The 26,139-nt window shown below is 39.7% G+C and carries 19 protein-coding genes and 1 pseudogene; 6 read left to right on the forward strand and 14 right to left on the reverse strand.

The window, feature by feature from the left end; genetic code table 11:
- Positions 1-32 precede the first annotated feature (32 nt).
- Both ACRWQN_RS15015 and ACRWQN_RS15020 read right to left on the reverse strand, forming a co-directional pair.
- Positions 33-1,037 carry an FG-GAP-like repeat-containing protein gene (locus ACRWQN_RS15015; protein ID WP_434938630.1) on the reverse strand — a complete coding sequence of 335 codons (1,005 nt, stop codon included), beginning with the start codon at positions 1,035-1,037 and terminating at the stop codon, positions 33-35.
- A gap of 1 nt (position 1,038) precedes the next feature.
- Positions 1,039-7,833: a putative Ig domain-containing protein gene (locus ACRWQN_RS15020; RefSeq protein WP_434938632.1), complete on the reverse strand. Its 6,795-nt coding sequence runs from the start codon at positions 7,831-7,833 to the stop codon at positions 1,039-1,041.
- A 328-nt stretch (positions 7,834-8,161) separates the two neighbouring features.
- On the opposite strand from ACRWQN_RS15020, the gene ACRWQN_RS15025 reads away from it, so the two are divergent.
- Positions 8,162-8,665, forward strand: a complete 504-nt coding sequence (locus ACRWQN_RS15025; protein ID WP_434926777.1) for a hypothetical protein — start codon at positions 8,162-8,164, stop codon at positions 8,663-8,665.
- Positions 8,655-9,947 carry a tail fiber domain-containing protein gene (locus tag ACRWQN_RS15030; RefSeq protein ID WP_434938633.1) on the forward strand — a complete coding sequence of 431 codons (1,293 nt, stop codon included), beginning with the start codon at positions 8,655-8,657 and terminating at the stop codon, positions 9,945-9,947. The genes ACRWQN_RS15025 and ACRWQN_RS15030 overlap by 11 nt, the downstream gene beginning before the upstream one ends.
- Before the next feature lie 99 nt (positions 9,948-10,046).
- Here the strand turns inward: ACRWQN_RS15030 and ACRWQN_RS15035 are convergent, their stop codons facing one another.
- The 6 genes from ACRWQN_RS15035 to ACRWQN_RS15060 form a co-directional block, all read right to left on the reverse strand.
- On the reverse strand, positions 10,047-11,945 hold the full coding sequence (locus ACRWQN_RS15035; protein WP_434938635.1) for an asparagine synthetase B family protein: 1,899 nt from the start codon (positions 11,943-11,945) through the stop codon (positions 10,047-10,049).
- 21 nt (positions 11,946-11,966) lie between these two features.
- Positions 11,967-12,857, reverse strand: coding sequence for a sulfotransferase domain-containing protein (locus ACRWQN_RS15040; RefSeq protein WP_434938637.1), 891 nt, complete (start codon positions 12,855-12,857; stop codon positions 11,967-11,969).
- A gap of 2 nt (positions 12,858-12,859) precedes the next feature.
- Positions 12,860-13,711 carry a hypothetical protein gene (locus ACRWQN_RS15045; RefSeq protein ID WP_434938639.1) on the reverse strand — a complete coding sequence of 284 codons (852 nt, stop codon included), beginning with the start codon at positions 13,709-13,711 and terminating at the stop codon, positions 12,860-12,862.
- Between the two features lie 135 nt (positions 13,712-13,846).
- The gene (locus ACRWQN_RS15050) at positions 13,847-14,119 is read right to left on the reverse strand and encodes a PqqD family protein (protein WP_434938641.1); all 273 of its coding nucleotides are present in this window, start codon (positions 14,117-14,119) and stop codon (positions 13,847-13,849) included.
- A gap of 9 nt (positions 14,120-14,128) precedes the next feature.
- Entirely contained in the window at positions 14,129-14,281 is a 153-nt protein-coding gene (locus ACRWQN_RS15055; RefSeq protein ID WP_434938642.1) for a hypothetical protein, read from the reverse strand.
- 364 nt (positions 14,282-14,645) lie between these two features.
- Positions 14,646-16,316, reverse strand: a complete 1,671-nt coding sequence (locus ACRWQN_RS15060) for an ATP-binding cassette domain-containing protein (RefSeq protein WP_434938644.1) — start codon at positions 16,314-16,316, stop codon at positions 14,646-14,648.
- Positions 16,317-16,437: 121 nt separating this feature from the next.
- Between ACRWQN_RS15060 and ACRWQN_RS15065 the strand changes: the two genes are divergently transcribed.
- Together ACRWQN_RS15065 and ACRWQN_RS15070 are read left to right on the forward strand one after the other, a co-directional pair.
- Positions 16,438-16,665 carry a hypothetical protein gene (locus ACRWQN_RS15065; protein WP_434938646.1) on the forward strand — a complete coding sequence of 76 codons (228 nt, stop codon included), beginning with the start codon at positions 16,438-16,440 and terminating at the stop codon, positions 16,663-16,665.
- Between the two features lie 71 nt (positions 16,666-16,736).
- Positions 16,737-17,354 (forward strand): hypothetical protein, encoded by a 618-nt coding sequence (locus ACRWQN_RS15070; RefSeq protein WP_434938648.1) that lies wholly within the window; start codon positions 16,737-16,739, stop codon positions 17,352-17,354.
- Here ACRWQN_RS15070 and ACRWQN_RS15075 read toward each other — a convergent pair.
- From ACRWQN_RS15075 to ACRWQN_RS15090, 4 genes are all read right to left on the reverse strand, one after another.
- Positions 17,326-18,555 carry a sugar-transfer associated ATP-grasp domain-containing protein gene (locus ACRWQN_RS15075; RefSeq protein ID WP_434938649.1) on the reverse strand — a complete coding sequence of 410 codons (1,230 nt, stop codon included), beginning with the start codon at positions 18,553-18,555 and terminating at the stop codon, positions 17,326-17,328. The genes ACRWQN_RS15070 and ACRWQN_RS15075 overlap by 29 nt on opposite strands.
- Positions 18,556-19,068 carry a lasso peptide biosynthesis B2 protein gene (locus ACRWQN_RS15080; protein WP_434938651.1) on the reverse strand — a complete coding sequence of 171 codons (513 nt, stop codon included), beginning with the start codon at positions 19,066-19,068 and terminating at the stop codon, positions 18,556-18,558. It abuts the gene before it with no gap.
- Positions 19,065-20,210, reverse strand: a complete 1,146-nt coding sequence (locus ACRWQN_RS15085; protein WP_434938653.1) for a nucleotidyltransferase family protein — start codon at positions 20,208-20,210, stop codon at positions 19,065-19,067. Before ACRWQN_RS15085 ends, ACRWQN_RS15080 begins: the two co-directional genes overlap by 4 nt.
- A gap of 174 nt (positions 20,211-20,384) precedes the next feature.
- Complete coding sequence (locus tag ACRWQN_RS15090) at positions 20,385-21,794, reverse strand: MBL fold metallo-hydrolase RNA specificity domain-containing protein (protein WP_434938655.1); 1,410 nt, start codon at positions 21,792-21,794, stop codon at positions 20,385-20,387.
- A gap of 674 nt (positions 21,795-22,468) precedes the next feature.
- On the opposite strand from ACRWQN_RS15090, the gene tnpA (ACRWQN_RS15095) reads away from it, so the two are divergent.
- On the forward strand, positions 22,469-22,750 hold the full coding sequence (gene tnpA / locus ACRWQN_RS15095) for an IS66 family insertion sequence element accessory protein TnpA (RefSeq protein ID WP_434938657.1): 282 nt from the start codon (positions 22,469-22,471) through the stop codon (positions 22,748-22,750).
- A gap of 121 nt (positions 22,751-22,871) precedes the next feature.
- Here tnpA (ACRWQN_RS15095) and tnpB read toward each other — a convergent pair whose 3' ends face one another.
- Together tnpB and tnpA (ACRWQN_RS15105) are read right to left on the reverse strand one after the other, a co-directional pair.
- Positions 22,872-23,216 carry an IS66 family insertion sequence element accessory protein TnpB gene (gene tnpB, locus ACRWQN_RS15100; protein WP_434938659.1) on the reverse strand — a complete coding sequence of 115 codons (345 nt, stop codon included), beginning with the start codon at positions 23,214-23,216 and terminating at the stop codon, positions 22,872-22,874.
- Positions 23,213-23,476 (reverse strand): annotated as a pseudogene (tnpA, locus tag ACRWQN_RS15105) (IS66 family insertion sequence element accessory protein TnpA); the annotation flags it as partial. The pseudogene tnpA (ACRWQN_RS15105) and the gene tnpB, both read right to left, overlap by 4 nt.
- 495 nt (positions 23,477-23,971) lie before the next feature.
- On the opposite strand from tnpA (ACRWQN_RS15105), the gene ACRWQN_RS15110 reads away from it, so the two are divergent.
- The gene (locus ACRWQN_RS15110) at positions 23,972-25,888 is read left to right on the forward strand and encodes an acyltransferase family protein (protein ID WP_434938661.1); all 1,917 of its coding nucleotides are present in this window, start codon (positions 23,972-23,974) and stop codon (positions 25,886-25,888) included.
- Positions 25,889-26,139: the final 251 nt, after the last annotated feature.

A 26,139-nucleotide genomic window follows, 5' to 3' on the forward strand; every position in this document is an offset into this window, starting at 1 on the left:
CATTAATTTTGGCTAAAAATAAAACACTAAGACTATCGAATACGTATCATATTCGTTTTAAAGATAGCCATTAACAACAATGCTATTACAACCCAAAGCGGTATGCTACCACCATCAGATTTTTGAGGCGCGAACACATCAAAGCTTGCATCATGCTTATTGTTGTTGCTATTAAGGTCATATTCTAGACTTGTCACCTCACCGATCAAAGATAAGTTACCTGCATTTTGTGGGCGAACACTAAATATGACATCTTTAGACTTACCTGCCGCAATTCCCCCCAACTTACAAGTAATCACTTTAGCCGCTACGCCACAGTTATTAGGTAACTGTACCGTTGATAATCCTACATCCATAGTTGCAGTTAATTCAACTTCACTGGCACTCGCTTTACTGAGGTTGTAAACAGACCAAGTCACACTTACGGCTTGATCAACTTTTGGATAACTCGCAATGAGACTGGTTAACGCTAAATCGACATCTTCCGGTCCAGCATTGCCGCCAACACTTAGGTACCAAATAGACACGCCTGTTTGCTTATCAAAAGTAACGATATCTAAAAGACCGTCATTATTAATATCAATCACAGCAACAGAAACAAGTTCATTGGTCTGAATAACAAAATTATCAGGACGAATATCCTCTGGGCCGTAATAGTGCCAAATGCTGACGCCTTGAGGCATCACTAACAAAAGCTCTGCAACATTATCATCGTTTAAATCAGTCACAATAATATCAGTAGCTTTGGGGAAAACCACACTGCTGTTAACAAAGTCACTTTCAAATGCATTAAGAATTAAGTGCCAACCATCATCTTGAAGCATAAAGACATCTGCTTGCTGATTATGGTCTAAATCAGCACTGATCATGCGTTGAGCGTTTTGTGAAAGTGATACCACAGCACTTCCTGTCCATACCGTTTCCTCAACAGTAAATAACAATGGCTTCTGATTGTCCAAGCCGACTAAAAGCTTAGTGACGCCATCGATATTGACTGCCGATAGTGTTGTTACCCCAGAAGCAACTTGTGATGACACGCTAGCTGCAGAGGAAATCTGTTGGGCACGTTTTTCGGCGCTCAACGAGCGGTAATGAAACCGCTATTGGTAATAAGGTAACACTAGTAGCACCGCTGCCTACACCCGAATATATTGCTACTTCAGGTTGATAAATTCCAGCTAACACCACTTCATAATTACCATCAGAGTCAAAATCAGCAATTAATATAATATCAGCCTTCACATCATCTAAAAATTCAGTGGCAGTGATATCGAACTGGTCATCTAATAAGTAAACACGGTTACTTGCTGTCGCACCGCCAGTGGTGAGAATATCAACATTGCCATCTAAATTGATATCGGTAGCCGTTAAAGAGGTAATAGTGCCACTCAACATGATTTTTACATCAGGTATTAACTGACCTAAGCCATCATTTAGCATCACTTGAATCGCCATCTCATTAGGTAGATAAACCAGTAAATCGCTGAACATATCATCGTTCATATCTACCGCATAACCCAAGCTAGAGGGAACACTGATTAGCACTTTGCCCGGTAATATAGATAAGGAATTAGCTAATAAAATGGTTGTTTGATTGCTAAATATGGCATCACTTAAATTGTCACCACTCACAGTTATTTCAGCAGAACTAAAACCAGAGTCAACATTGCCAACTGTTAAGCCAACAATACGAGTTAACTTTTGCCCAATTGCTAATTCCTGTGTAATAACACAATCTAAAACACCCACCTTCGTCTCAATACACTCACTAGGCAATGCATCAAGGGAAAGCTCGCTGGCAAAGGTAATATGGTATTTAAGCCCTATAGCAGCGGTATAACCGGTATTAACAACATCAATCACCAAGTTAACTTTTTGGCCGACTATTGCTGGTGCTGGGGAAAAGTAAAACGTAACGTCTAGCTCAGTATCAGTAGGCTGAGTAATGTTAAGTTCAAAACTTTGTTGGATCGGTGTATCGATAATGCCATCAGTCACGCTCAACACAATACTTACATTTGTATCAGCAGCCTCTACAGGTGGCGTACCAACTAATTGATTTAAGCTGTTAAGAGATAACCATTCAGGCGCGGTCACAATGATCAAGGTTAAAGAAGCATCAACATCAATATCCGATACAAGCACGTCATACTGGTAAGGTGCTAATACACTAGTTTCAAGTACCGGATCAGATTCAAATGTAGGTGCATCATTCACATTAACAACTTCGATATTAAATACCGGCAAATCAACTTGAATAGTACCGTCTGATACTGAAATCATAATATCTGAAGTCACACCAACGTCAGCATTAGTGGGAATACCACTTAATGTACCATCGGTAATATTAAATTGTGCCCAAGCAGGTTTGTTGGCAACCATAAAGCTAAGCACATCTAAATCATCAGCATCAACCACAACAGGGGTAAAGATATAACTTTCATCTTGATCAATCGACAACAGCGGAGAGCCACTGATTTCTGGCGCATCGTTGATATTTTCAACACTGATGCTGAAGCTCTGCTCTGCTGTTAAACCGGCAGTATCAGTTACTTTTAAGGTCACCGCATGGCTACCCACTTCAGCGTTGGTTGGTGTTCCGTTTAATTCCCCTGTGGCAATGTTAAAGCTTAACCAATCAGGCTTAGTCACAGCGGCATAGGTTAACGTATCACCAACATCTGCATCGCTCGCCACCAGGGTATAACTATAAGCCGCATCTTGGGTGGCCGCAGTAATCGCAGTAGAACTGATCACTGGTGCATCATTAACATTATTAACACTGATGCTGAAACTCTGCTCTGCTGTTAAACCAGCAGTATCAGTTACTTTTAAGGTCACCGCATGGCTACCCACTTCCGCGTTGGTTGGTGTTCCGTTTAACAAGCCTGTGGCAATGTTAAAGCTTAACCAATCAGGCTTAGTCACAGCGGCATAGGTTAACGTATCACCAACATCTGCATCGCTCGCCACCAAGGTATAACTATAAGCCGCATCTTGGCTGGCCGCAGTAATCGCAGTAGAACTGATCACAGGTGCATCATTAACATTATTAACACTAATACTGAAGCTCTGCTCTGCGGTTAAACCGGCAGTATCAGTTACTTTTAAGGTCACCGCATGGCTACCCACTTCCGCGTTGGTTGGTGTTCCGTTTAACAAGCCAGTGGCAATGTTAAAGCTTAACCAATCAGGTTTAGTGACAGCAGAATAAGTTAATATATCGCCAACATCTGCATCACTCGCCACCAGGGTATAACTATAAACCGCATCTTGGGTGGCCGCAGTAATCGCAGTAGAACTAATCACAGGTGCATCATTAACATTATTAACACTGATATTGAAACTCTGCTCTGCTGTTAAACCAGCAGTATCAGTTACTTTTAAGGTCACCGCATGGCTACCCACTTCCGCGTTGGTTGGTGTTCCGTTTAACAAGCCTGTAGCAATGTTAAAGCTTAACCAATCGGGCTTAGTCACAGCGGCATAGGTTAACGTATCACCAACATCGGCATCGCTCGCCACCAAGGTATAACTATAAGCCGCATCTTGGGTGGCTGCAGTAATCACAGTAGAACTGATCACCGGTGCATCATTAACATTATTAACACTGATGCTGAAGCTCTGCTCTGCGGTTAAACCGGCAGTATCAGTTGCTTTTAAGGTCACCGCATGGCTACCCACTTCAGCGTTGGTTGGTGTTCCGTTTAATACTCCTGTGGCAATGTTAAAGCTTAACCAATCAGGTTTAGTGACAGCAGAATAAGTTAATATATCGCCAACATCTGCATCACTCACCACTAGGGTATAATTGTAAGCACTGTCTTCATCAACTGAAGTGACAGGCGAACCTGTGATAACCGGTGCATCATTGGTATTCACTACTGTGATGCTAAAAGCCGCTAAGTTAGTGGTGACTGTACTGTCACTAACCCCAATCACGATACCGGCTGTTGTGCCCACATCGCCATTGGTAGGTGTACCCGTTAACGATCCATTAGCAGAATTAAATGTGGCCCAGGTCGGTTTATTGATAATGCTGAAGCTTAACGTATCCGTGCTGTCGTCATCACTTGCCGTTGGTATGAAGCTATAAGCACTGTCTTCGTCTACTGACGTAGCCGGTGCGCCGCCAATAACAGGTGCATCATTAAAGTCATAAATCACAGCATAATTAACTGCTGAAGTATTAGCGTTGCCTAAAGCATCAGTAGCAACACCTGCATTAATAGCTAGCCCAACACTTGATTGTGCAATTGGATTAACATCAACCGTATATTGCATTCCATTTATATTGGTAAAAGATGACAGGTTTGCGTTAGTAGTTTGGATGTCACTTACATCGAAACCACTTACAACTTCACTGAAATTAATTGTGGCGCTAAATCCAGCAATAACTGTTCCTGATGGGCCACTAATACTAACCGAGGGTAATAAATCATCGTAATTAATATTTAATGTATTAGAAGCAGTATTACCATTACCTGCAGCATCGGTCGATGCACTATCTAAAATACTAAGCGCTACTGTAGTTTCACCAGACGCACTGACTAAAACAGTATAATTTTTAGCGTCTATAGTCTGGAAATTCGACAAACTGCCGTTGATAACAGAAATATCACCTATATCAAAACCTGATACATTTTCGTCAAATACAATAGTTAAAGTAAAATCACTTGTCTGATCTGCCGCTAGGGTACTAAGAGTTACGATAGGTTTTTTAGTATCCACCACAAAAACAGTTGATGGCCCAGCTGCTGGTGCTAAATTAGTACTAAAGCGTGCCGTATCCGCTGCAATATTGATCCCTAAAGAACCATTACCAGTGAAGCCACTTAACGAAACAACCGCTGAACTAGTTCCACCATTTAAAACAGTAACGGTTGCATTTGCATCACCGGTTTTATTAAGACTGATTGCTGTCTCAGTTAAATTGACTGTTTCAACATCGGTGTAACCAATATCAAATGTCACAGCATTGGAACTGGTTAGAAATAGAGAAGGACTACTAATTGTAAGACTAGGAGTTGGCGCTAAAGGAGTTGTTTGATAAACGAAACGGATCGGAACTGCAGCTGTCGACTCAATAGTAATATCCACAGCATCTTGTGCCGCATTAGTGCCAACATTTAAGGTTACCTCACCGTCAGTTGTCGGCATAACTTCTACGCTAAATGTGCGAGCGGTAATAGGTACAAAATTACTAAGAGTGGCATTAGTTGCCACAATATCTGAAATATCGAAACCTAAAACATCATCAGAAAACGCTATCGACATTAAAACAGTGCTTTCAGAGGTAGGGCTACTAACGTCAATAGAGGTAAGTGTCGATAGTTGATCAACAGTCAAATTTGCTGTCAATGCAGCAAAACTAACATTATTACCACCTACCGTTGCGGTTATAGCGCTAGTGACATTTGAATAAACATTTGCCGGCATATTTGCAGGCAGTAGTAGCGACACTTCAAAGGTGCAGCTAGTTGACGGCGTTAGTTCTCCACTAATTAAAAACAATGAAGTACCCGCAATAGTGGCACTCGAACCTGTCCCACAGGCATCAGCTTGTGTTACTGAAGTAACGGTAACACCAGAATATAGATTGGCAAAATTTTCATTAAACTGAATTGCTGAAACGGTATTAACTGGATCTGCATTATTGAGTACATAGGTAGATTTTAGCGTTGTACCAGTGCCCACCTTTAAAGAGACCGGGGTAAAGCTTTTTGAAGCACTAAAATTGGTTATTTGTAAATCAGTAGAAACGGTCGGTGAAGTCAATGTAGCCGAATTTATAGAGGCACTTAATACTGAAGTAATAAAGCTATAAGTTGCAGATACAGTATTAGCTGGAATAGTCACAGGCACTGAAAATTCACAACTTTCACCAATACCTAATAATGCGGAAGATAAAATTAAATCCGTTGTTCCGACAATTGTAGAACCAACGCCACAGGGATCGGTTGGTAAACTTTGCACCGTCAGGCCTGAAAGAATAGAGTCTAAAGCAACACTAAAACCAATATCTGTAGCGCCATATGTTGACCCGTCACTATGCCTAATTTCAAAGTCAATAGTTGAACTACCACCAGGTGTTGTAACCGCGGGAGAAAAACTCATCAGCAGTGATGGCGCTGTATTTATACCAAAAATCTTACTCGCGGAAGGCGACTCAGACTGTACAGAAATAGCATTTATCGATGCAGTAATCGAACCTACCGACAATAAGTAATTACCAGCACTAAACGTAGCAGGAACTGTGTAATCAACCGAAAAAACACAATTGTCACCAGCAGTCAAAGATAGGCCAGTAAATGCGACAAAAGGTGGTGCGTTAGTTGTTGTAGCTGTAAAATTAGCAACTGACCCTGTACCACAAAAATCGTTAGCGGGTAAAGTTGCGGTAAAACCAGACAAATTATCTAACACATGACTAAACGAAATCGCTGAGGCCGCATTATTAGCATCAATATTAGTCAGAGTATATTCAACAGAGAATACCTCCCCTGCTGCGACTGCAGAAACCTGAACACCTGATTGCTTGGTATCAATGCTCAAAGTGGGTGCGCTATTAACATTAAAAGAACTTAGCGCGTTTGAAGGAGTCACTGAACTACCGTCAAGATCATAGCTGATAGCGGAAGTCGTATTGGTATACGTGCCAGGTGTAGCGTTACTAGGTACTGCAATTGCTATACTAAATTGGCAGCTTGACCCTGCGGCTAACGAGCCACCAGTAAATGATAAAAGTCCCGTCCCTGTCAGTGCTGAGCCTGAGCCACAAACATCGGCCAGATCGCCAGTAGACACAAGACCTGTTAACGCAGCATTTAAATCATTAGTAAAAGCAATATTTGTAGCATCATTGGTACGATCAGTATTTAAAATCGTAACGTCTATGCTACCAGTACCACCTGGAGCAAGATTTATTGGCGAAAATACACTGGTTATAAATCCAATTTTTGACTCATAACTAGCACTGACTTTACCTATGGGTTGATTATTAGCAGTATTAGTTAATAAACCACTATAAAAATTTTTAACCCCAGCAGATTCCGCTTTCACATCGAAACTAAGTTCACATTCAAATACATCGGCCGGGCCGGTCGGTAAAGCAAAAGTTTGGCTACCAGAGGCATTATTATTAGTTAGCGCGCCACAAGTAGTGCTGAAATTAACAGGAGAGGCTAATAACACACCATCAGGCAAAAATATGGTCCCAGAAGGCATTCTATAAAAACCGGTAAAATATACAGGCAGATTACTCAAATTTAACGTCATTCGGTTAATACTACCCACTGACAGCTCACTTTCAGCGGCGGTTAAAGAGGCTGAAATGGAATTTATATCAACGGTTAACAGAATTGAGTCTGGAGGATTAGTACCAGGGCCAGCGCTTGATATAAGACCAGTAACAGTAACGCCTGAAATAGTGGTATCGCTAACGGTCACCCCTTTAACATCAAAAGTAAACGAACAACTTTCGCCATCTGTCATTAAATAATCAACAGCGGTAAAGTCTGTGGTAGTAAATGAATAAGAACCGCCACTACAAGATGTTGATATATTATTAGGGGTGGCAAAATTTAAAATAGCTAAATCATCGATAGTCGCCACAAAGCCAACACCACTAATCGACTGACCGGTTCCATTATTCAAGGTCAAAGTCAGTGAGCTAATATTACCACTGCCAATCGTTGCGCTATTAAACTGCCCTGTTGCTGTAAAACCTACCGGAACAGCGATAGCGGTAAATGCTGGTATGTAAGCCAGTATTGCGAAAATTAAAATACCAAAAAAACGCACTATTCCCATCTTGATAAAAGTGGCATCCATATAAAACCTTCTTCCTGTTATCGCAATATGTCACCCAAGCATAAATTGCTGAGCACAATCTTTAACATAATGATAACAGTAAATAACAAAAATGCCCCTCCTTTACTGATTTTACTTTTAATAATCTGTGACAAATTAAATGCAAAATCTAATCCATCCCTATCTATCTGTTTTTACGACTAATAAGTAATCATTGTTTAAAAAGGTAAAAATCAATATTGAATACAGCCTGAAATGATATGCAACTACTGAGCATTTGCTGCGTCTTAAGCTTGCTAATTGTTACTAATAAGTTAAAATTAATTAATTGTGAAAAAAAGGTTTCAGCATGAAAACAGTAACACAACTTATCACATCAGCCATTTTGGCAGCAGGATTGGCAATAACATCAACGACTATGGCAGCAAGCATAGCGGTGAGTGGCTCCACACTTGATATTGATACTGGCAAAAAATTTGATCAAGCCATCATGACCATTTCAGGCCCAAATGGATTTAATACCAACTACACACTTAATAACAATCAAACTCAAATTGATATTGATGCCTTGAATATTTCAGCGGCTGGAAACTACAGTTATCAAATACAGTACATTCAACTAGGTAAAATTGAATACGTCAGTGACCCAACTACGGGTCGACAAACAGCGCCACGTAATACTGGCTTAGTCGAAACAAAGTCGGGCTATTTTAACGTAATGGATAATCAATTTATTGTTGAAGACCAAACAGAAACAGATGTAGAGCTGAATCAACAGCCACTCGACACTAATCCAATTTCCCCTCCAATGAATAGAACTCAAAACACGCAGGGACTGAACAATGAATACTAAATTAAAAGTTGTAATTGCACTGTTGCCGCTAGTGGTATCAACAAATCTATATGCCGGCGTCGTACACCAAGATGATGTCATTATCATCGGAAGTGCATGTATGGGTTTTGACTGTGTTAATGGTGAAAATTTTGGATTTGATACATTAAGATTAAAAGAAAACAATTTACGCATTCACTTTCAAGACACTAGCTCCTCCGGCAGTTTTCCAACGAGGGACTGGCGAATTTCTATCAATGACACAGCAAATGGTGGAGCAAATAAGTTTTCTATCGAAGATGCCGATGCCGGACGTACACCATTTACCATTATGGCTGACGCACCAAGCAACGCTTTGTTTATCAACAATTCTGGAAAATTAGGTTTAGGAACAAGCACTCCTGCTGTCGACATGCATGTTGTAAAAGGCAATACGCCAGCGCTCAGATTGGAACAGGATGGGAGTTCAGGCTTTACGCCGCAGACATGGGACGTTGCAGGTAATGAATCAAATTTTTTCATTAGGGATATCACTAACGGCTCTAAATTGCCTTTTAAAATTGTTCCTGGAGCCCCATCAAATTCACTTTATATCAGTAATACCGGTAACATCGGTTTAGGTACAGCCTCACCTAACGGTAAACTAGTTGTCGCCAACGGTGATGTGGGTTTTGGTACATCCTCGCCCTCAGCTAGATTACACGTTGTTGACTCGACAAGTACTAACCTTTCAACAAGTTCAGTGTTAGTTGAAAATACAAATGCAGCTAGAAACTCAGTACTTCTCGAATTAGCACATGCTGGTAACAGCTATTTAAAAATATCGAATACAGAAGCTTCGCCTACGGTTGCCTATTGGCTACTAGGTTCTAGACAGGATGGTACATTTTCCTTTACTAACAACGTTGGCGGACAGGTGTTTATTGTCGATTCGACTGGTAACATCACAACTAAAGGGACTGTAACAGCAAACAACGTGTTGTTAACTTCTGATGTGAACAAGAAAGAGAATTTTCAGACTATTAATGGCACTGAAATACTCGGTGCCATTTCTAAATTGGCGATTTCTAAATGGAATTACAAATCTCAAAGTGCTAGTGAGCAACATATCGGCCCTATGGCGCAAGATTTTTATAAATTATTTGGTCTTGGCGGAAATGATGACAAACACATTTCCGCGATTGATTCTGCCGGTATATCGTTAGCCGCAATCCAAGCGCTATATGATTTGAATATGAAGAAGGACAAACAAATAGAAGAGTTGTCGAATCGAATTTCAGATTTAGAAATGAAGACAAAATAAATTGCGGCGTTTTCTATACTGTGTTTACTCAGATTTGCTAGTACATTGATGAATGTTAGTTCAAATCTGAGTTAAACATCGATTTAATAATACCTCAATTTACATGTCACTTGATTGATTCATATAAATTGAGCCATTTTCAAGCTGCTGTTGCAGTGATTCAATCACCAATAAATACCGTTGAGCGATATGCGGATAGTCTTGAACCACTTGTGCTAGTGCAGTTTTATCAAAAATGGTATCAAGGTCAGATGCCCAATTAGCAACCACTTTTTGTAACAATTCGTCAGCCTTTTCTTGCATTTTATCAATATTAAGCGTCGTTAATACATCGGCTTTGCGTCTCATACGAATACGCTCTGTTGTATGCCCTTTTAAAACCTCTCTAAACATATAACGTTCAACGCCATATTTGCACTTAAGATGACTCGGTAAACTGTAGGCAAACTCCACCAATTCTTTATCCAGCAGAGGGTATCGATACTCACAACGATGATGCCGTGCGGCTATTTCAGTCAACGTCATACGACGCTGAACGCCAACTTCAATCAGCTCGCGATGGTCACGTGCTTGCACTGAGGTTCTGTCAATAATGGCATAATAAGGTTTGATTATTTCAGCTAACTTATGAGTAACCTTGGCAGTCAATATTGGATGATAAAACAAATCGGCCGACTGCTTCGCTAACCCATTACGCAATTGAAGCTGCTTTTTATACACTTGGGGTATTTGATGTTGGATTAACAATCTCAGCATAGCTTTTATTGGGTTACCACCACGTCCACGTTGCTGACGCAACTTCAGCTGTCGATACAATAAAAGATAGTGCCGCCCTAAAAACAACTCATGAATATATTCATCGCCATAGCCAGTGACACAGTGATCCCCTCCCCAACCTGAAAGCACAGTACGGCACCCCTGAGACTGGGCAAGGGCAACGCGAGGCGCATACCAAGAGGATATAACAGAAGGACCACCAAATGTATTGCCGTACGCACCTGCTTTCAATAGGCTGGGAGTCTCTTCGCGCCAAAGCGGCTGCACATTTGGCCATAGATCGATTGCATCAAACAACTCTTGATAGATATCTGACCAAACTGACGCATTATCATCGTTCAACGCGGTACCATTAAAGGACATAGTATATAAAGGTTTATCGCCTAACAAACGACTGGCATATCCCACCACACCATTTGAATCCAAACCTTCACTTAACTCAGCCGCTATGGGGTATTGCGATACTAAACGCCGCGCCACTGCCTGCTCAAATAACTTAGCTAACCTAGCAAGGTTTTCATTATCCGTTAATGCTGGTAAGACTTGAGGTTTTAATGACCAATATGGTTTACAGCTTTGCCCTTGCTGATTTATTACAAGCTGATGCGCCGCAGGTAAAGACTGAATAGCATTGAAAGGAGAAAGGAATTCATTCATAGTAATTGGCATAAATGTATCAGTCAGCCATTGATGGGAGAGTTGACGCGAAATGTCCAGCTCGGGCACCAGCAATGCTTTATGCTCATTTGACAATGCAACTCGTCCAGACTGCATAGAATAAAACAGCGACTTAACCCCGAAGTGATCTCGAGCACAATAAAGCTGCTGTTTCACCTTATCCCAAATGATAAAAACAAAATCCCCCAATAAATGGGCGGCCGTTTCCTCTTGCCAGCATAGATAAGCCTGTAAAATAAAACCTGCATCGCACAAGTACTGACAGTCTGTTAACTGCAGTTTATTGGCAAGTTCATCGCGGTTATCAAGCTGCGCATTGGCAACAATCGCATATTGTCCGCAATCACTTAATAATACTGCGTCTTGCTCGGAATTCAGCCGATTATATAGGCATGCTTTTGCTAAACGGACATCAGGTTGGTCACTTACCTGTATATGATGACGAGCATCAGGTTGCCAATAGTCACTACAAGACAGCATTGCTTGCATAGCATGTTCAGGTAACGCTTTTTGCCAATCAATTACGCAGTGAATCGTGCTCATGCATCATCCTTTAAATAACCACTAAATATTAGTGGGATAACACAGTGGCGTGATTTGCATGTTGTCATCAAGATAGCCTAACCTTTGCATCACGTAACCATGGTCGGTAATCAGCCTATCGACCTGAGACAGGGATAACGTATTTTGCCAGTCCCCTACGATGCCCTTTCTAAAAAACGCTTTTGATTTAACGGGTCGCTCTTTAAAGCCATGCTTGTCTTCTTGCTTTTTAAGCTTATCAAAATGGCACATTGCAATGGCTTTTTTAACTGAGTTTTCATCATCAGACAAATGCAAAAATTGACTAACCTGCGTAAAGCACACAAGTGAGTGATTCTGCATATCCTCATAACGCACTACTAATATTGGTAAATCACAGTCTATCCAAGAGCTGACATGGTCACTCCAAGTCCCCATATGCTGCCGAACCTGCTGCCGATATTTTTTATTATCTGCTAGCAGTGCAAAATCACTGGTGCCCATCATACCTATGCTCTTGTCGAGTGATACCCCCATGTGATTAGCAAATGAAATTGCCACATCGAAGGGGTTGCGGACCACATACAAGGCACCTGCACAGGCATCAGGCGAACACAAGTGTCCAACCGAAGCACACATATGATTGGCATCATGAATTTTATGATAAGCAGGTTCAGTCAATTGACTATGGATAAAGCGATACGCATCACTACGATATGACTCAATTTGCTCAGCCGAATGTAATCCTAACTCCACACCCAAGCCATTCGCTAACCAACTGCGGCTGCTAGCAATAGCGCCAGTGTGCAATTGATTAATATCAATTGTTGTAACATCAGTCGTAGATTGATTTTGTAAGGCAAAAATAAAACTTCTCAACCAAGTATTTCCGGATTTCGGGTAAGAGGCGAGCCAGTAAATACCTGCAGACATAACTAAACTAGAGCCTCAAATGAATCGGTAATAAAGCGGCTTAATGCGTGAAGATTTTCTAGTGACAGTTTTGCTTTGCCGCGATCAAGCCCATAAACAGGAGTCTTTGCTAAAAAGGCGCTGCACTGCTGCATAAACATTGCATCTTGCCCCATTGCTGTTGAAAAATGAGTTCGGTAGCGATTGGCTTTAAGCGGTGCAAATTTACGCATCCCCTTATACTCGCTTAGTACGTCAGCTAAAACGCCATCACCCCGAGCTTCACTTTGCTCGTTATCGTGCTGCTCACTTAAGCAATAGACAGCCACTAATGGGAATGCGTCTAAGCTTTCTTTAGCATCTTCATTACCCATTGATGAACCTTCCGGCACATACTGCAACTTTGCAATTTGGGCTGCTAAGGGTTTGGCCTCTGACAACTGCAAAACCTCAGCAACATCTGGCCAGACTTTAAGATCATTACAGCCTTGTAGCACTTTCCCATTTGTATCAAAAACGCATAAATCATCGGATACCAATTGCCAACCTTGGGTCAACAGTGTTGCCGCCAACGTGGATTTACCACTGCCTGAGTTACCGCAAACAACAATAGCGCTGCCATTTTTTTGCAGAACAGTGCCATGTAAGACTAGTTGGCCACGCTGCTGCATCACAACAGCAAGCATATAACCTTGAATATAAGTGATCACCAGTGCCATATCTGCATCGTCGGCAAGGGCGACTTTAATGGACTGCCCGTTACAAACATAAAAGTCAGCTAATCGAGGAATGGATAACAGAAAACTTGACGAATTCAGCCAACAGTAAGCGCCAACTTGACTCAAGAAAGTAATATCGACATCTAATTTATCCACATTTTTTATGCAAATATTTGCAGGATGCGTTTCTTGAACAGAAGGAAAATTTGGAAGGATAAATTGGCTGTCAAAGGTAAGATTGTACAGAGAGTAACGCACGGGAATTTTGGCCTTAAATAAACGGGCTGCACATTAAGCAGCCGCATTGACTTCTACAAGCTTTCTATCGACTAACTGTTGAAGAAAATATTCAACATCGCGACGACAGTCATTTTCTTTAACGTCGAATGTCAACATCAACTGAATCACAAGGTCATCAACACTGATAGGTGAGGCTAATAACCCCCAAATATGGGTTGCTGTTGTATCTAGTCCCAAATATTGATCTTGCAATACATCCATCATTACTAGCTGATCGCCCATAGGCGCAACACTCAGCGCTTTTTGTTGACTATAAAGCAACATACACTATTCCTATGAGGAACCAAAAGGGGCAGTTTCACTAACAGAAGGAGCTTTACCATCCGTAGAACCAATATCAATCACTTCAATCTCAGGCTTGGACCAAACTGATTTCTCAATACTTGTCACATCTAGATCATTATTTGTTTTAGTTTTATGTTGCATTTATATCGCTCCAGTTTTAAAAATAAGCTATCAAAATGAACAAGACTACTGATAGTTCATAGTTCATAGTTCATAGTTCATAGTTCATAGTTCATAGTTCATAGTTCATAGTTCATAGTTCATAGTTCATAGTTCATAGTTCATAGTTCATAGTTCATAGTTCATAGTTCATAGTTGAATTAATTGTAGTTAAAAAGACCACAACCTTAATAACTTAATCTTTACAAAGTATAACCTGATTTACAACCGAAAACCACGAATTAGCAAACAAACCGCAACAAGTCTTTACAAATGATTATCTGTAATCATTACTCATTTTGCTTATTCAGTTAAACACACCTACAACTATCAAAAACGTGTCTTTTTATAAAAGCACTGTCTTATCAGCAAAAGCCTGAGCTTGTTCACTATGACTGACTAGAACAATCGTCATTGAGTTTCGATATCGCTGTAAAGTTATAAATATTGCTTTTTCTGTCCCACTATCCAGCGCATTAGTTGCTTCATCTAAAATCAACAATGGTCGCTTTCTAACTAATGCCCTTGCCAATACAAGGCGCTGCCTTTGCCCACCAGAAAGTTGTATGCCACCATCACCAATCATGGTGTCAAGACGATGAGGTAATTCACTAACAAAATCGGCACAACATTGAGATAGCACACTATAGATCTCGCTATCAGTACAGCACTCGCCCCATAGAATATTGTCGCGAACACTGGCGTGAAATAAAAATGGTTCCTGAGACAAATAACTCACCTGTTGACGCCATGAATGGTGCGCACTTGCATCCAGCGGATTGCCATCTAACATCACCTTCCCCGCTGAGGGAGTAAGCAAACTGGTTAGAATATCGATAACCGTGGTTTTGCCTTGTCCTGAAGGACCTTTTATTAGGGTAATCTTATGCAGTGGAAACTCAATGTTAATATTTGATAATAAGGGTGAACGTGTTTGATAAGCAAAACTGACCCCTTGTAATGCCAAGTGTTTACGCGGAAATTGAACAATGCGTGTGTTATTTGGCATATGAGCCTGCTGATTTTTTTTAATCGCGCCCTCAATATCAACAAAAGCGGGTAACATATGCAATAAACGCTGAGTATTGGATTGTAAATCTGACAGCATGGGCATCATTCGGCTAAACATAACAATCAACACAACAAGCTCAGCAACACCTAATTGCCATACTTCCAAGCCAACAAAAACTAACACGCACAGCAGTAAAGCGGTAATCACTTGAAAGCCAAATTGCTGCAAAGCTGTTTTATCTTGATAGGCTAGTTGATTGTCTCTTAACTCTTTTTGAGTCATTTCAAACGATTTAAGTTGTTGTGCTTCATATGCACATGCCTTAACCGTTTTCATACCATTTAAGAAAAACATCACCCTTTGATAAAGCTGTTTATTACTATTAGTCAAGCCCGTACCAAATTCTGCCGCTTGTCGAAAAATGTGGCGAAAAAGTAATAAGATAATACCGCCGACTACAATGGCTATTAATAATGCTATAGGGGCAATAATGATTGATACCACGCTATATACGATAAGAAAAATAGCCGTAGTCGCTAGCTTAAGAGTATAGAAAGTGGCCATTCCGACGCGATTAACCCCATTAGTGAGCTGCTCTAACTCTTGATGTTGCTCGGAATTAATTCTTTGCTGCCAATCTGAAAACAACATGGTTTCAAATAGCTTTTTGCGCAGTTCATCTGTGGTTTGCAGGCGAATTTGGGTTAACACTCGCTCACGAAAATACACCAAAGTAGAGCGCACAAGCAGCAAACATAAAAACAATGCCAGCACGATTTCTAAAGAAAGCACCTCAGGGTTAAAACCTGGAATAACCTCTAGCCAACTGGGCAAGATTTGGCTTGGGTCTGACATAGAGTTAACCACGGGTACCAACATTAATATCCCGATGCCTTCAGTAAAACTACTTAGCAGTAATAGACCAAAAGCAAGCACGAGTAACTTGGAGGCTTGTTGTCCCAATCCTTGTAAATATCTTTTTAATGCACTAAAACTAGACGACATTCTATCTACAGCCTTCTTTACTCATCTTAATAAATTAACTTACGGTTGTTTTTGTATTGTAAACATATTCAGTTATCATGCCTTACCAGCATATACTTATATCAATTAAATGGGGTTCTAGTTGTCACCGTTAAACATTTATCGCATATATGGAATGAACGTAGAAACGTCATTGGCATTACCCGCTCCCTTCGCTAATGCCGGTGCCGATATATCCATAATACAAGGAGCGGTCCCCAATGTGTTATCTGCACAATTTAAAACTCATACTAGACTGCAATTTGATGGTGAAAAAGCACTTTTTAAACAATCTCTTTTTGGGCGTTTCCTTTTAGAAAAAAAGGCTTAATCACTGTAGACTTTCCGACTACATTAACTGAACCGCATGCCATAACGGCTACACTCGGTTCAGGACTTGGCATGATGTTACATCTTAGGGGCGATATCCCACTTCATGGTATTGCAATTGAAACCCATAAAGGCGCAATAATAATATTGGCTGAAAGCGGTTGCGGAAAAAGCACTTTAGCAACGTCTTTACTACTAGCCAATATCAATATATTTGGTGACGATATTGTCGCTTTACATCAAGACAGTCACGGTATATTAAATGTACACCCATCCCATAGGCGTTTTAAATTGTCACCAGTACAGCTAGAAGCGATGGGGATTGATACAACACAACTGTCAAATACTGCACCTGGTATTAATAAATTCGGTTGGGATATCCCCTGGGAGCTTATGGCTAAACAGGCGTTGCCGATTGTAAAATGCATTCATCTTCAACCTGAACGCTTAAAATGTATTCAGCCTAAAATCAGCCCAATTAGTCAGCTTGAATCATTCACACGACTTCGAAAAAACGTATATCGCCCAAGATTAATAGGCGCATTCAAGCACGAACAGCAATTCTTCTTGTTGAATCAAATTCTTCAACATCAATGTAAAAGCTACACAATGCAACTTCCAGTAATATCTCAATTCGCTTCATACAAAGAGTATGGTGAGGTTATCGCAAGTCAACTGTTGACGCTTTAGTGGGAGTAACAGCAAACTGGCTACTCTGTGATATTAATAACGGTAATAATGGTGCTTGTGCAGCATATTGAAGAGGGCTAACTCCCCAATTTATGTTTCCTTCAAGTAATACCACTTCAGTATCGGTAATAACGACATCCCACCCGACAGTGTGAACATCTGCACATAAACTGTGAGCAAGTGTTACTTCATCAACGACAGACTGCCAAAATGGTATTGTCACCTGGGTAGCCAAATCAACTCCCATGACTTTGGCACAATACTCTTGGTCCAATATCACACTGCCATTTGACACATCAATTGCAAACACATTAAACCGTCGATGAGAATCATCATTTAACTCAAGATTACCGACGACTAAGTGGCATTTACCCTGTTCTAGGCAACTTACAATCCTCAAAGTGATGGTTTTATCACTATCCTGCCAAGCATTCATTTCAAAATGATGGTTCAATAAAGGTTGAACGATATAATTGCATGTTGGCAATAATGCTTTAACAGCATTAAGCCCTTCATCTCCGTAATACTGTTTGCCTAAATAATCAAATTGCCAATCGGTATCATGTTTCGTTAGGCTAACGCAGCCTATACTTCTGGATGCTGAATCAGGTTTAATAAAAAGGTTATCAGACAACTTTAACCACGCTTCTATAGCCCAATTATCTTTTAGGTTAACACTATCAAGGGTAGCTACGGGTTGCCCCCCAGCTTTAGACAAGCGCTGGGCAAAGGTTAATTTATTACTCAAAAAAGTCTGTGAGGTTGGACTAATAGCATTAAGTTGATATGTTGAGTGAAAAAAAGGTAATTGAAAATCAAATACGTATTGCCACCATAGTATTGAAGAAGTCTGATAAAGCTTAAAGCGATAATAGTCAAAACCTGAAATACCTTGACCTAATCCTGCCCTCAACAAACCGAATATTTGTGAAGGTATGGATACTCCATCATTGATGGCTTGCTGATTAAATTGAAGGCACGATCGATACGCCGCTACCCAAAACCAACAAACATACCAGCTAATCAATGAGTAAATAAAACTAACCAACAATAACGGCTGCTTTTGCAAAGAGCGCAACATTACCCATCGGTGTAATTTAATATAGCCATCACACGGTAAACTATATCGCCAACTCAATCGAAATAATGGACGTTTTCTTAACAATAAAGCCTTAATTCTATTTTTAATCGACATTGGCATTTAAGCGCTAACCTTGGTAGCAAAATCACATTGTGAACAACAATAACAACCAACCACTGAGTGATGTTTAAAACCATTATCACCCGTGATGAACAGCTGATTACAGCACACCCATGCATGCGCTTTTAAACTGGTATTTTCACGCCGCAAACCAAAATACAAACGATAGGGTAAGCCAAACATCCCAAGTAAAACACGCGCAACAATTGCTTGTGCAAAACAGTTTGCATGCCAGGGACAATAACGAGCGGTATTAACCACTAAACGAGAAATTTGACGTGCACGCTTCAGTTGTTGCTCACTTAACTTGCTGATGACTATTGGCTGGATATCAAAACTGGCAACTGACACACCTAAATAGGGCGCGACACGCGCAAATGGGAAAATCAGCACTATTGCTCTGGCAACTCCAAGTGATGCCCAAGCAAAAATAAAACCAATTTTAAAAAACAACTCATGCTTTTTAAAAGCATATAATTTTTGATATAAGAATTTCATTGTTAGTTGCTTCATCGCTCATTGCTAAGTCTTAACAACTTATTTTTTGTGTAGCTAAAAAATTTTCTTAAAGGTAGCAGTAGCATAATATATCGACCATCATCTTTTGCATAATGATCTATAAATGCTTTATCGGTATCGTTTGGGCAAAATAACAAAAAGTTAAAAGCTTTGCGTCTATGCTCAAATTTACTGTTCATAAATACCGGATATATAACCCGTTTTATTGACGCGATAGCGCGATGTTCACTTAACCATGAATCGCTTATCCAATTACAATAACTTTTTAAGCCAATAAAACCTTTAGGTGTAACAGCAATATCAAGATATTTTGCCATTAAGTATTCACATGCAATAACCTGACGAGTAATACCAAATTTATGTGCTTCAGCCCACTTTATCTTATCCCAACCAGGAATATGCAGATTAAGTTTTTCATAATAAAATGCTAAATCGATTAGCCACTTAACTCGATGGCAATTTAACTTCATAGCATGGACACACAAGTAAAGGTATTCAATAATCGACACACCTGCAACCCCAACTAACAAGGATGCGGTAACCGCCTTAGAAAACTGCGTATCTTCATTATTTACTCGAGTATGAAGCTCGATTACTGGTAAACCGAAAGCTTGATAACCTTTGTCCTTGCTAAAAGTCCCCCTAATAACGCTACCTGGCGCAATATCAGTAAAGGCGTCATTAATGGGCTTATAACCATATTTTAGTAACACTTGCTCTGCTTTTATGGCGTCTTGTTCTGAAATCAACAAATCAATATCTCTAGAGAAACGACAATTAAGATCACCATAAAGACGTAAAGATAAATCTATGCCCTTAAAAAAATGATAATTAACCTCAACCTCATTCAACTGCTTAGATAACTCAGTCTGCACTTTAAATTGTTGTAATGTTTTTAGCTTACAATCAGCTTCAGCAGACTTTAACCAGAGAAGAAAATCTGAAGAAAAATTATCTGCATCAAGCTTTTTAACTGACGCCGCAACCAGGTTCCACACTTTATGTCGCTCAATAAGCCACTTGAGTTGTTCTTCATTAGAGAAGTTTAACAATTCAAGCTTAAGCACAGAAACTGGAGTTTTTGAATTACACAAGCGCAAAAATGTTCTCAATAACGAGTCTTCTGACGGGGTCATAGATTTCTTTTTAGTTTAAAACGTATTGTTAACACAGAGTACACAATACTTTCGTCAAAGTCCCTCCCACCTCCAACTTAAGCTGAAAAAATGCCATTCATTAATAGTGAATGACATTTTTAAATGTTGAAACAACATCAAAGAACAGCCCTTATTGTTAGGCTTTATACATCATTATTGGCCACCTATCTCCACCTCACAATCAGGTAAAAGTTGGCGATATTTATCTGCAAGGGCCTGTTTAGCATCGTCGTCTCCATGAACTATGCGAATATGTTTGGGTTTATGATGCATGCGTTTTACAAAATTAATTAAATTAGCCTGGTCAGCATGGGCTGAATAGCCGCTAATGGTGTAAACACCGGCTTTAATATCAATACGCTCGTCATCCAACATCACATAACCCCCTTCGGGGCCAAAGTTTTGAATGTCTCTACCCGGTGTACCTTGAGCTTGATAGCCAACAAACAACACATCAGCGGTAGGCTCAGACAAAAAACGTTTTAGGTAATTCATAATCCGACCACCACTGCACATGCCAGAGGCTGCAATAACAATGGCTGGTTTTTTACGGGTATCTAGGTAATTGATCACCGCTAGATGGTCTTGATGACTATCGATGGTATAAAGTTGCTCAAAATCTAACGGATGACGGCCTTTATTCACCACCCGTTTAGCTTCACTATCCCATAAAGCTTGGAATTCGAGGTACTTCTGGGTGAACTTAGCCGCCATGGGAGAGTCGACAATAATATCAATATTTTGCCAAATAGGATTATGCTGGTTTTTAGCTATAATGTTTTCAAACTCATATAATAACTCTTGAGTTCTGCCAATGCTGAATGCAGGAATGAGTACCACACCATTATCGGCAACACACTTTTCAATAATCTGCTTAAGTAACTTACTGCGGTCTTTTCGCCCCTGATGATTCTTATCACCATAGGTAGATTCAATGACTAACGTATCAGCACGATAAGGACTACGTGGACTGGCCAGTAAAGGAGCATAAGTTGCACCTAAATCCCCCGAAAACACCACTCGATGCTTTGCTTTACCTATCAGGTCAAACTCAACATAGGCTGAACCTAAGATATGCCCTGCGGGTTTAAACTTAAGTTTGACCTCTGTCACTTCATCCTGCTTAGTAGTGGAGTCAACAAGCGGCAATGATACCCATTGATGGTAATCTATCGGCTGTATTAATGACTCAAGCCGCAATAAGAAAGCATCAATTAACTTTTTATCACGCGTCACGCCAATTTTTAATGCATCTTCAATCACTAACGGCAACAATGCCGCGGTCGCTTTAGTGGCATAAATTGGTTTATTAAAACCTGCTGCAATTAAATAAGGGATGCGACCGACATGGTCAATATGACAATGGGTGACAATTAACGCTTGAATAGCACTAATATCAAACTCAATTTGAAGCTGCTCAGCAGAAGACTTACCCGCCGTTTCTGCGCCTTGAAACAAGCCACAATCGATAAGGTAACACGATAAAGCCTCACCTTGATTGATATCCAATTGGTGACAAGAGCCAGTCACTCCATTTACAGCCCCATGATGAAGTATCCGCATAAAAATCCCTTTTATATTTTAGATAGACTTAACTTAGCACAGAAAACAGCCTAAACGAAAAGCGGGATCCCCGATAACAGATCTCGGGGATGACGAAATGTGAACAGCCACATGGATGGCTAAATAGGAGGAGCCACGGGGATATGGAGGATGACAGATAGAAACTGCCACAGTGAACTCTGTTTGGCTGAGGACTGAGGTTGAAGGAGGTGACATAGCGTAGCTGAGCTTGATCAAGTATGACAACAACCTTAAAAACACCTACGTCATCCCGGTAACGCTTCTGGGCCGGGATCTGCTTTATATGACGCCAAAAACTAAAACCTGGATCCCCGATAACAGATCTCGGGGATGACGAAATGGGAGCAGCCACATGGATGACGAAATGGGGCTTGCCACAGTGAACTCTGTTTGGATGAGGACTGAGAACTGAGGACTGAGGACTGAGGTTGAAGGAGATGACATAACGGGGCTGAGCTTGATCAAGTGTGACAACAACCTTAAAACACCAACGTCATCCCGGCAACGCTTCTGGGCTGGGATCTGCTCCCCAAAAACGAAAAAAGCCTTGAGTGTTCACTCAAGGCTAAAGATTTTCAAAGTAAGCGGTTAATTAACCCCACATACCAATAATACTCACGCTTTAATATAGTGCCTTTTTCACCGGAGGTACTATGAACCAAGAACAAAAGCGCGCCCATTGGGTATCAATTGTTGAGCAACAAAAACAAAGCCAGCTATCCATTAAGCAATTCTGTACAGACAGCGGCATCAGTTATCAAACCTTCTACTATTGGTCTAAGCGGCTGCGCGTTCCTGACGCCATGCAAACCTTGCACCCCATCATTGTCGATGAACATGAATATACGCAAGTTCTGTCGATGAACATTACCTTTACCAACGGTATTCGCGCTGAATTTCCTGCTACGCTGAGCCAAGCTCAAATTAGACATTGAGTTGTGCTATATCATCAGGTAAGTCAGTCAAGGTGGCTCAGGGCTTAAAAGGTTATCAATATCCTTAGTCTGACAGAGAAAAATGATCGTTCAAGTAGAAATTTGCGATCAACATTTAACGTCACACTTCAAGACCAAATATGGGTCGATGCACCTTAGGATTATCTAAGGTTAATCCCAATAATAGCCATTGTAATTGCTGCTTGCTGATATGAACAGCGCCATCACATTTAGGCGCTGGCCACTTAAAATGGCCTTTTTCGAGGAAACGATAATAAAGCCAAAATCCATTGGTATCCCAGAATAGGATTTTGAGTTTATCGCGGCCCCGATTGCAGAAAATAAACCAAGCCTGGCTAAATTGGTCCATTTCAAGCGTATCCGCGACGATTAATGATAATCCATCAATCGACTTTCGTATGTCGGTGACACCCGACACTAAATACACGTTACCAGTGGGAGTCATTGTAGTGCTGCAACCCAATGTTTGATTTGTATTTGACTGAGCATCGAGGGGAAATCTGCGCGAATACCGTTAGGTAATAATAGCACCACGACATCAGTCCTTTCCTGGTCAAAGACAATGGGCTGAACGTACTGCTTGGCCTCTTTACTATTGAGTTTTTTGACCCAACAGTAAAGTGTTTGATAGTGGATTGACCGCTCAGTACAAAATTGTTTAATCGGTAACTGGCTTTGTTTGAACTCAGTCAGTATTTGAGTCCAGTGGACATGTTTTTACGATTGATTCATAGCACCTCCTTTGTAAAGAAGAACTATGCCAAAAGTTTATTTTTATTGGTATGTGGGCTTAATTGAGCGCTTACCATCAGTCAGATGTTCGCAACTTTGCATCCATCGAATAAATGCATTCTGAAAGTGGTCTGGATTTATGTTACTAATAAGGCGTGCGATAGTGTAATGGAATGCAAAGGCAAAAACCACCATGATTTTTTAACCAATCGAGGTGGCAATGACCGAAGTATTCAATTTCTTCCAATCCCTCGAAACTACTATAACAGCAGCAACGATGAGAAAGAATCATGCAATACTCCTTAAAAGAGAGTACAAGATAACAACAGCGTTAACGAGTCAAATCACCTATTTAATTGAACGAAAAGTGTTCATGAACTCGCCCTGTAATCAACCCCTTGCCTTGCCTTGCACAATAGTTCGTATAAAATGGTGTTATTATCATTGTAAAATTATTGAGCGTATACATTGCAATTCAGAAAAGATATAAATGGCCTCAGGGCTATTGCAGTAATAGCCGTTGTATTGTTTCACTTTAATGCTTCTTGGATGCCTGGTGGGTTTGCTGGTGTTGATGTGTTTTTTGTCATTTCAGGATTTTTAATGACTGGAATCATTTTTAACGGAATAGAAAAAAATGACTTTTCTATATTAAAATTTTATATTTCTAGAGCTAATCGAATAATTCCTGCTTTAGCTGTCTTATGTTTAACTTTAATTATATTTGGGTGGTTTTATTTAACACCATTAGACTTTAAATCCTTAGGGAAACATGCATTATCCAGCATTAGCTTCTTATCTAATATCATTTATTGGCGAGAATCGGGTTATTTTGATGCCATATCACATGAAAAGTGGTTACTACATACTTGGTCGCTGTCTGTTGAATGGCAGTTTTATTTAGCATACCCGCTTATATTAGTAGGTATGCATAAATATATTTCTAAACAAAAAATGAAAGAGACAATTTTAATTTTAACTATCATTGGATTTATTTTTTGTATTATTTCGACATATGCATGGCCAAACGCATCTTATTATCTACTATCAACTAGAGCTTGGGAAATGATGATTGGTGGAGTAGCATACCTTTACCCAATCAAAATAAAAGGCCCTAAAAAGCAAGCGCTTGAGTTACTAGGAATAACATTGATTTTATGTTCTTACCTATTCATATCTAAAGACAGTCCTTGGCCGGGTTATTTAGCTATATTCCCAGTTTTAGGTTCATTTTTAGTAATACAAGCACAGCATAATAACAGTTTAATTACCGGCAATGTTATTTTTCAAAAAATAGGCGCTTGGTCATATTCAATTTACTTATGGCACTGGCCGATAGTTGTAGCCATTTACTATTATTCTTTAGATAAAAACTTTATTTTCATAGGCATTTTCGCATCAGTTTTACTTGGTTTCTTTAGTCATAAATATATTGAAAAAATTAAATTCAGAAACAACTTTACAGGATTTTTGAGTTATGGAACATGCAAACCAATTTATATTACATTATTTTTAGGAATTATAAGCGGTGGCATATACATGACAAATGGAATAAATATTAAAGAAAGGTTAGGCGCGTCAACGCCTCAAGCAAAGTTTTTAAATTTATATGAGGAAGCACATCGAAATTTAGATGAAACGTATTGGTTAAAGTGTAATACATATTCATCATTGACAAACAACAACACACTTGATGTTGATCCAAGTTGTATTAATGAAAAAGGGCAGAAAGGTGTCTATTTATGGGGTGATTCGCATGCTGAAGCTCTTTCATTTGGAATTAGATCGATATTGACCCCATTAAATATACCTTTTTATCAAAAAACCTCTGCTGGATGTAAAGCGTCATTAAAAAATACTGATGAGTTAACAGGGGTTTTTAAAGAAGCTTGTGACAGCTCAAACAAAGTTGCATTAGAGAGCATTTCAAATCTCAAACCAAAGCTAGTGATAATTGCACAGGCAAATGGACATAACAACTCTGACTGGGAAGGTATAAGCGAAACACTCAAGGATTTAGGCGTTGAGAAAGTACTATTAGTTGGGCCAATTCAACAATGGAAACCATCTTTGCCAAAAGTTATGATAAAAACGAAGAATTGGAACAATGATAGTAAATTCGTTAATGATGATGGATTAGATATGTCTATAATTGCTATTGACTCTGAACTTTCAAAAAAAGCATTTCCTACAAACATTATATACCTATCATTAATAGATAATTTATGCGTAAAAAAAATCAATAGTTTTTTTTGTAGAGTGAAAGTTGATAATGAAGTTTTAATTCAAGTAGATTATGGACATTTATCTAAAGAGGGATCTTTATTTATTGCAGAAAAAATATTATCAAGTAAAATTAAAGCTTTATACAAAAAGACTGAGTAGCATCCTTATTTTTAATAAGAGTTTAAAAAACATAAAACTCTTATTAACGTCAAAGCACTATAAATAGAAGTTATTTACCATATAACTAATTTTTATTAGCTATATGGTAAATTGTAGAGTTAAGATTGTTTTTAAAGAGCTAAAGTTATTACTATTGTTATTATCATTTATCAAACATAAAATACATATACGAAACCTTTCCTCGTATCACACAGTTATATTACTAAGCAAAAAAGGCTTTGAACATAAAT

The sequence above is a fragment of the Shewanella sp. HL-SH8 genome, from assembly GCF_051165765.1.
Lineage (GTDB): Bacteria > Pseudomonadota > Gammaproteobacteria > Enterobacterales > Shewanellaceae > Shewanella > Shewanella glacialimarina.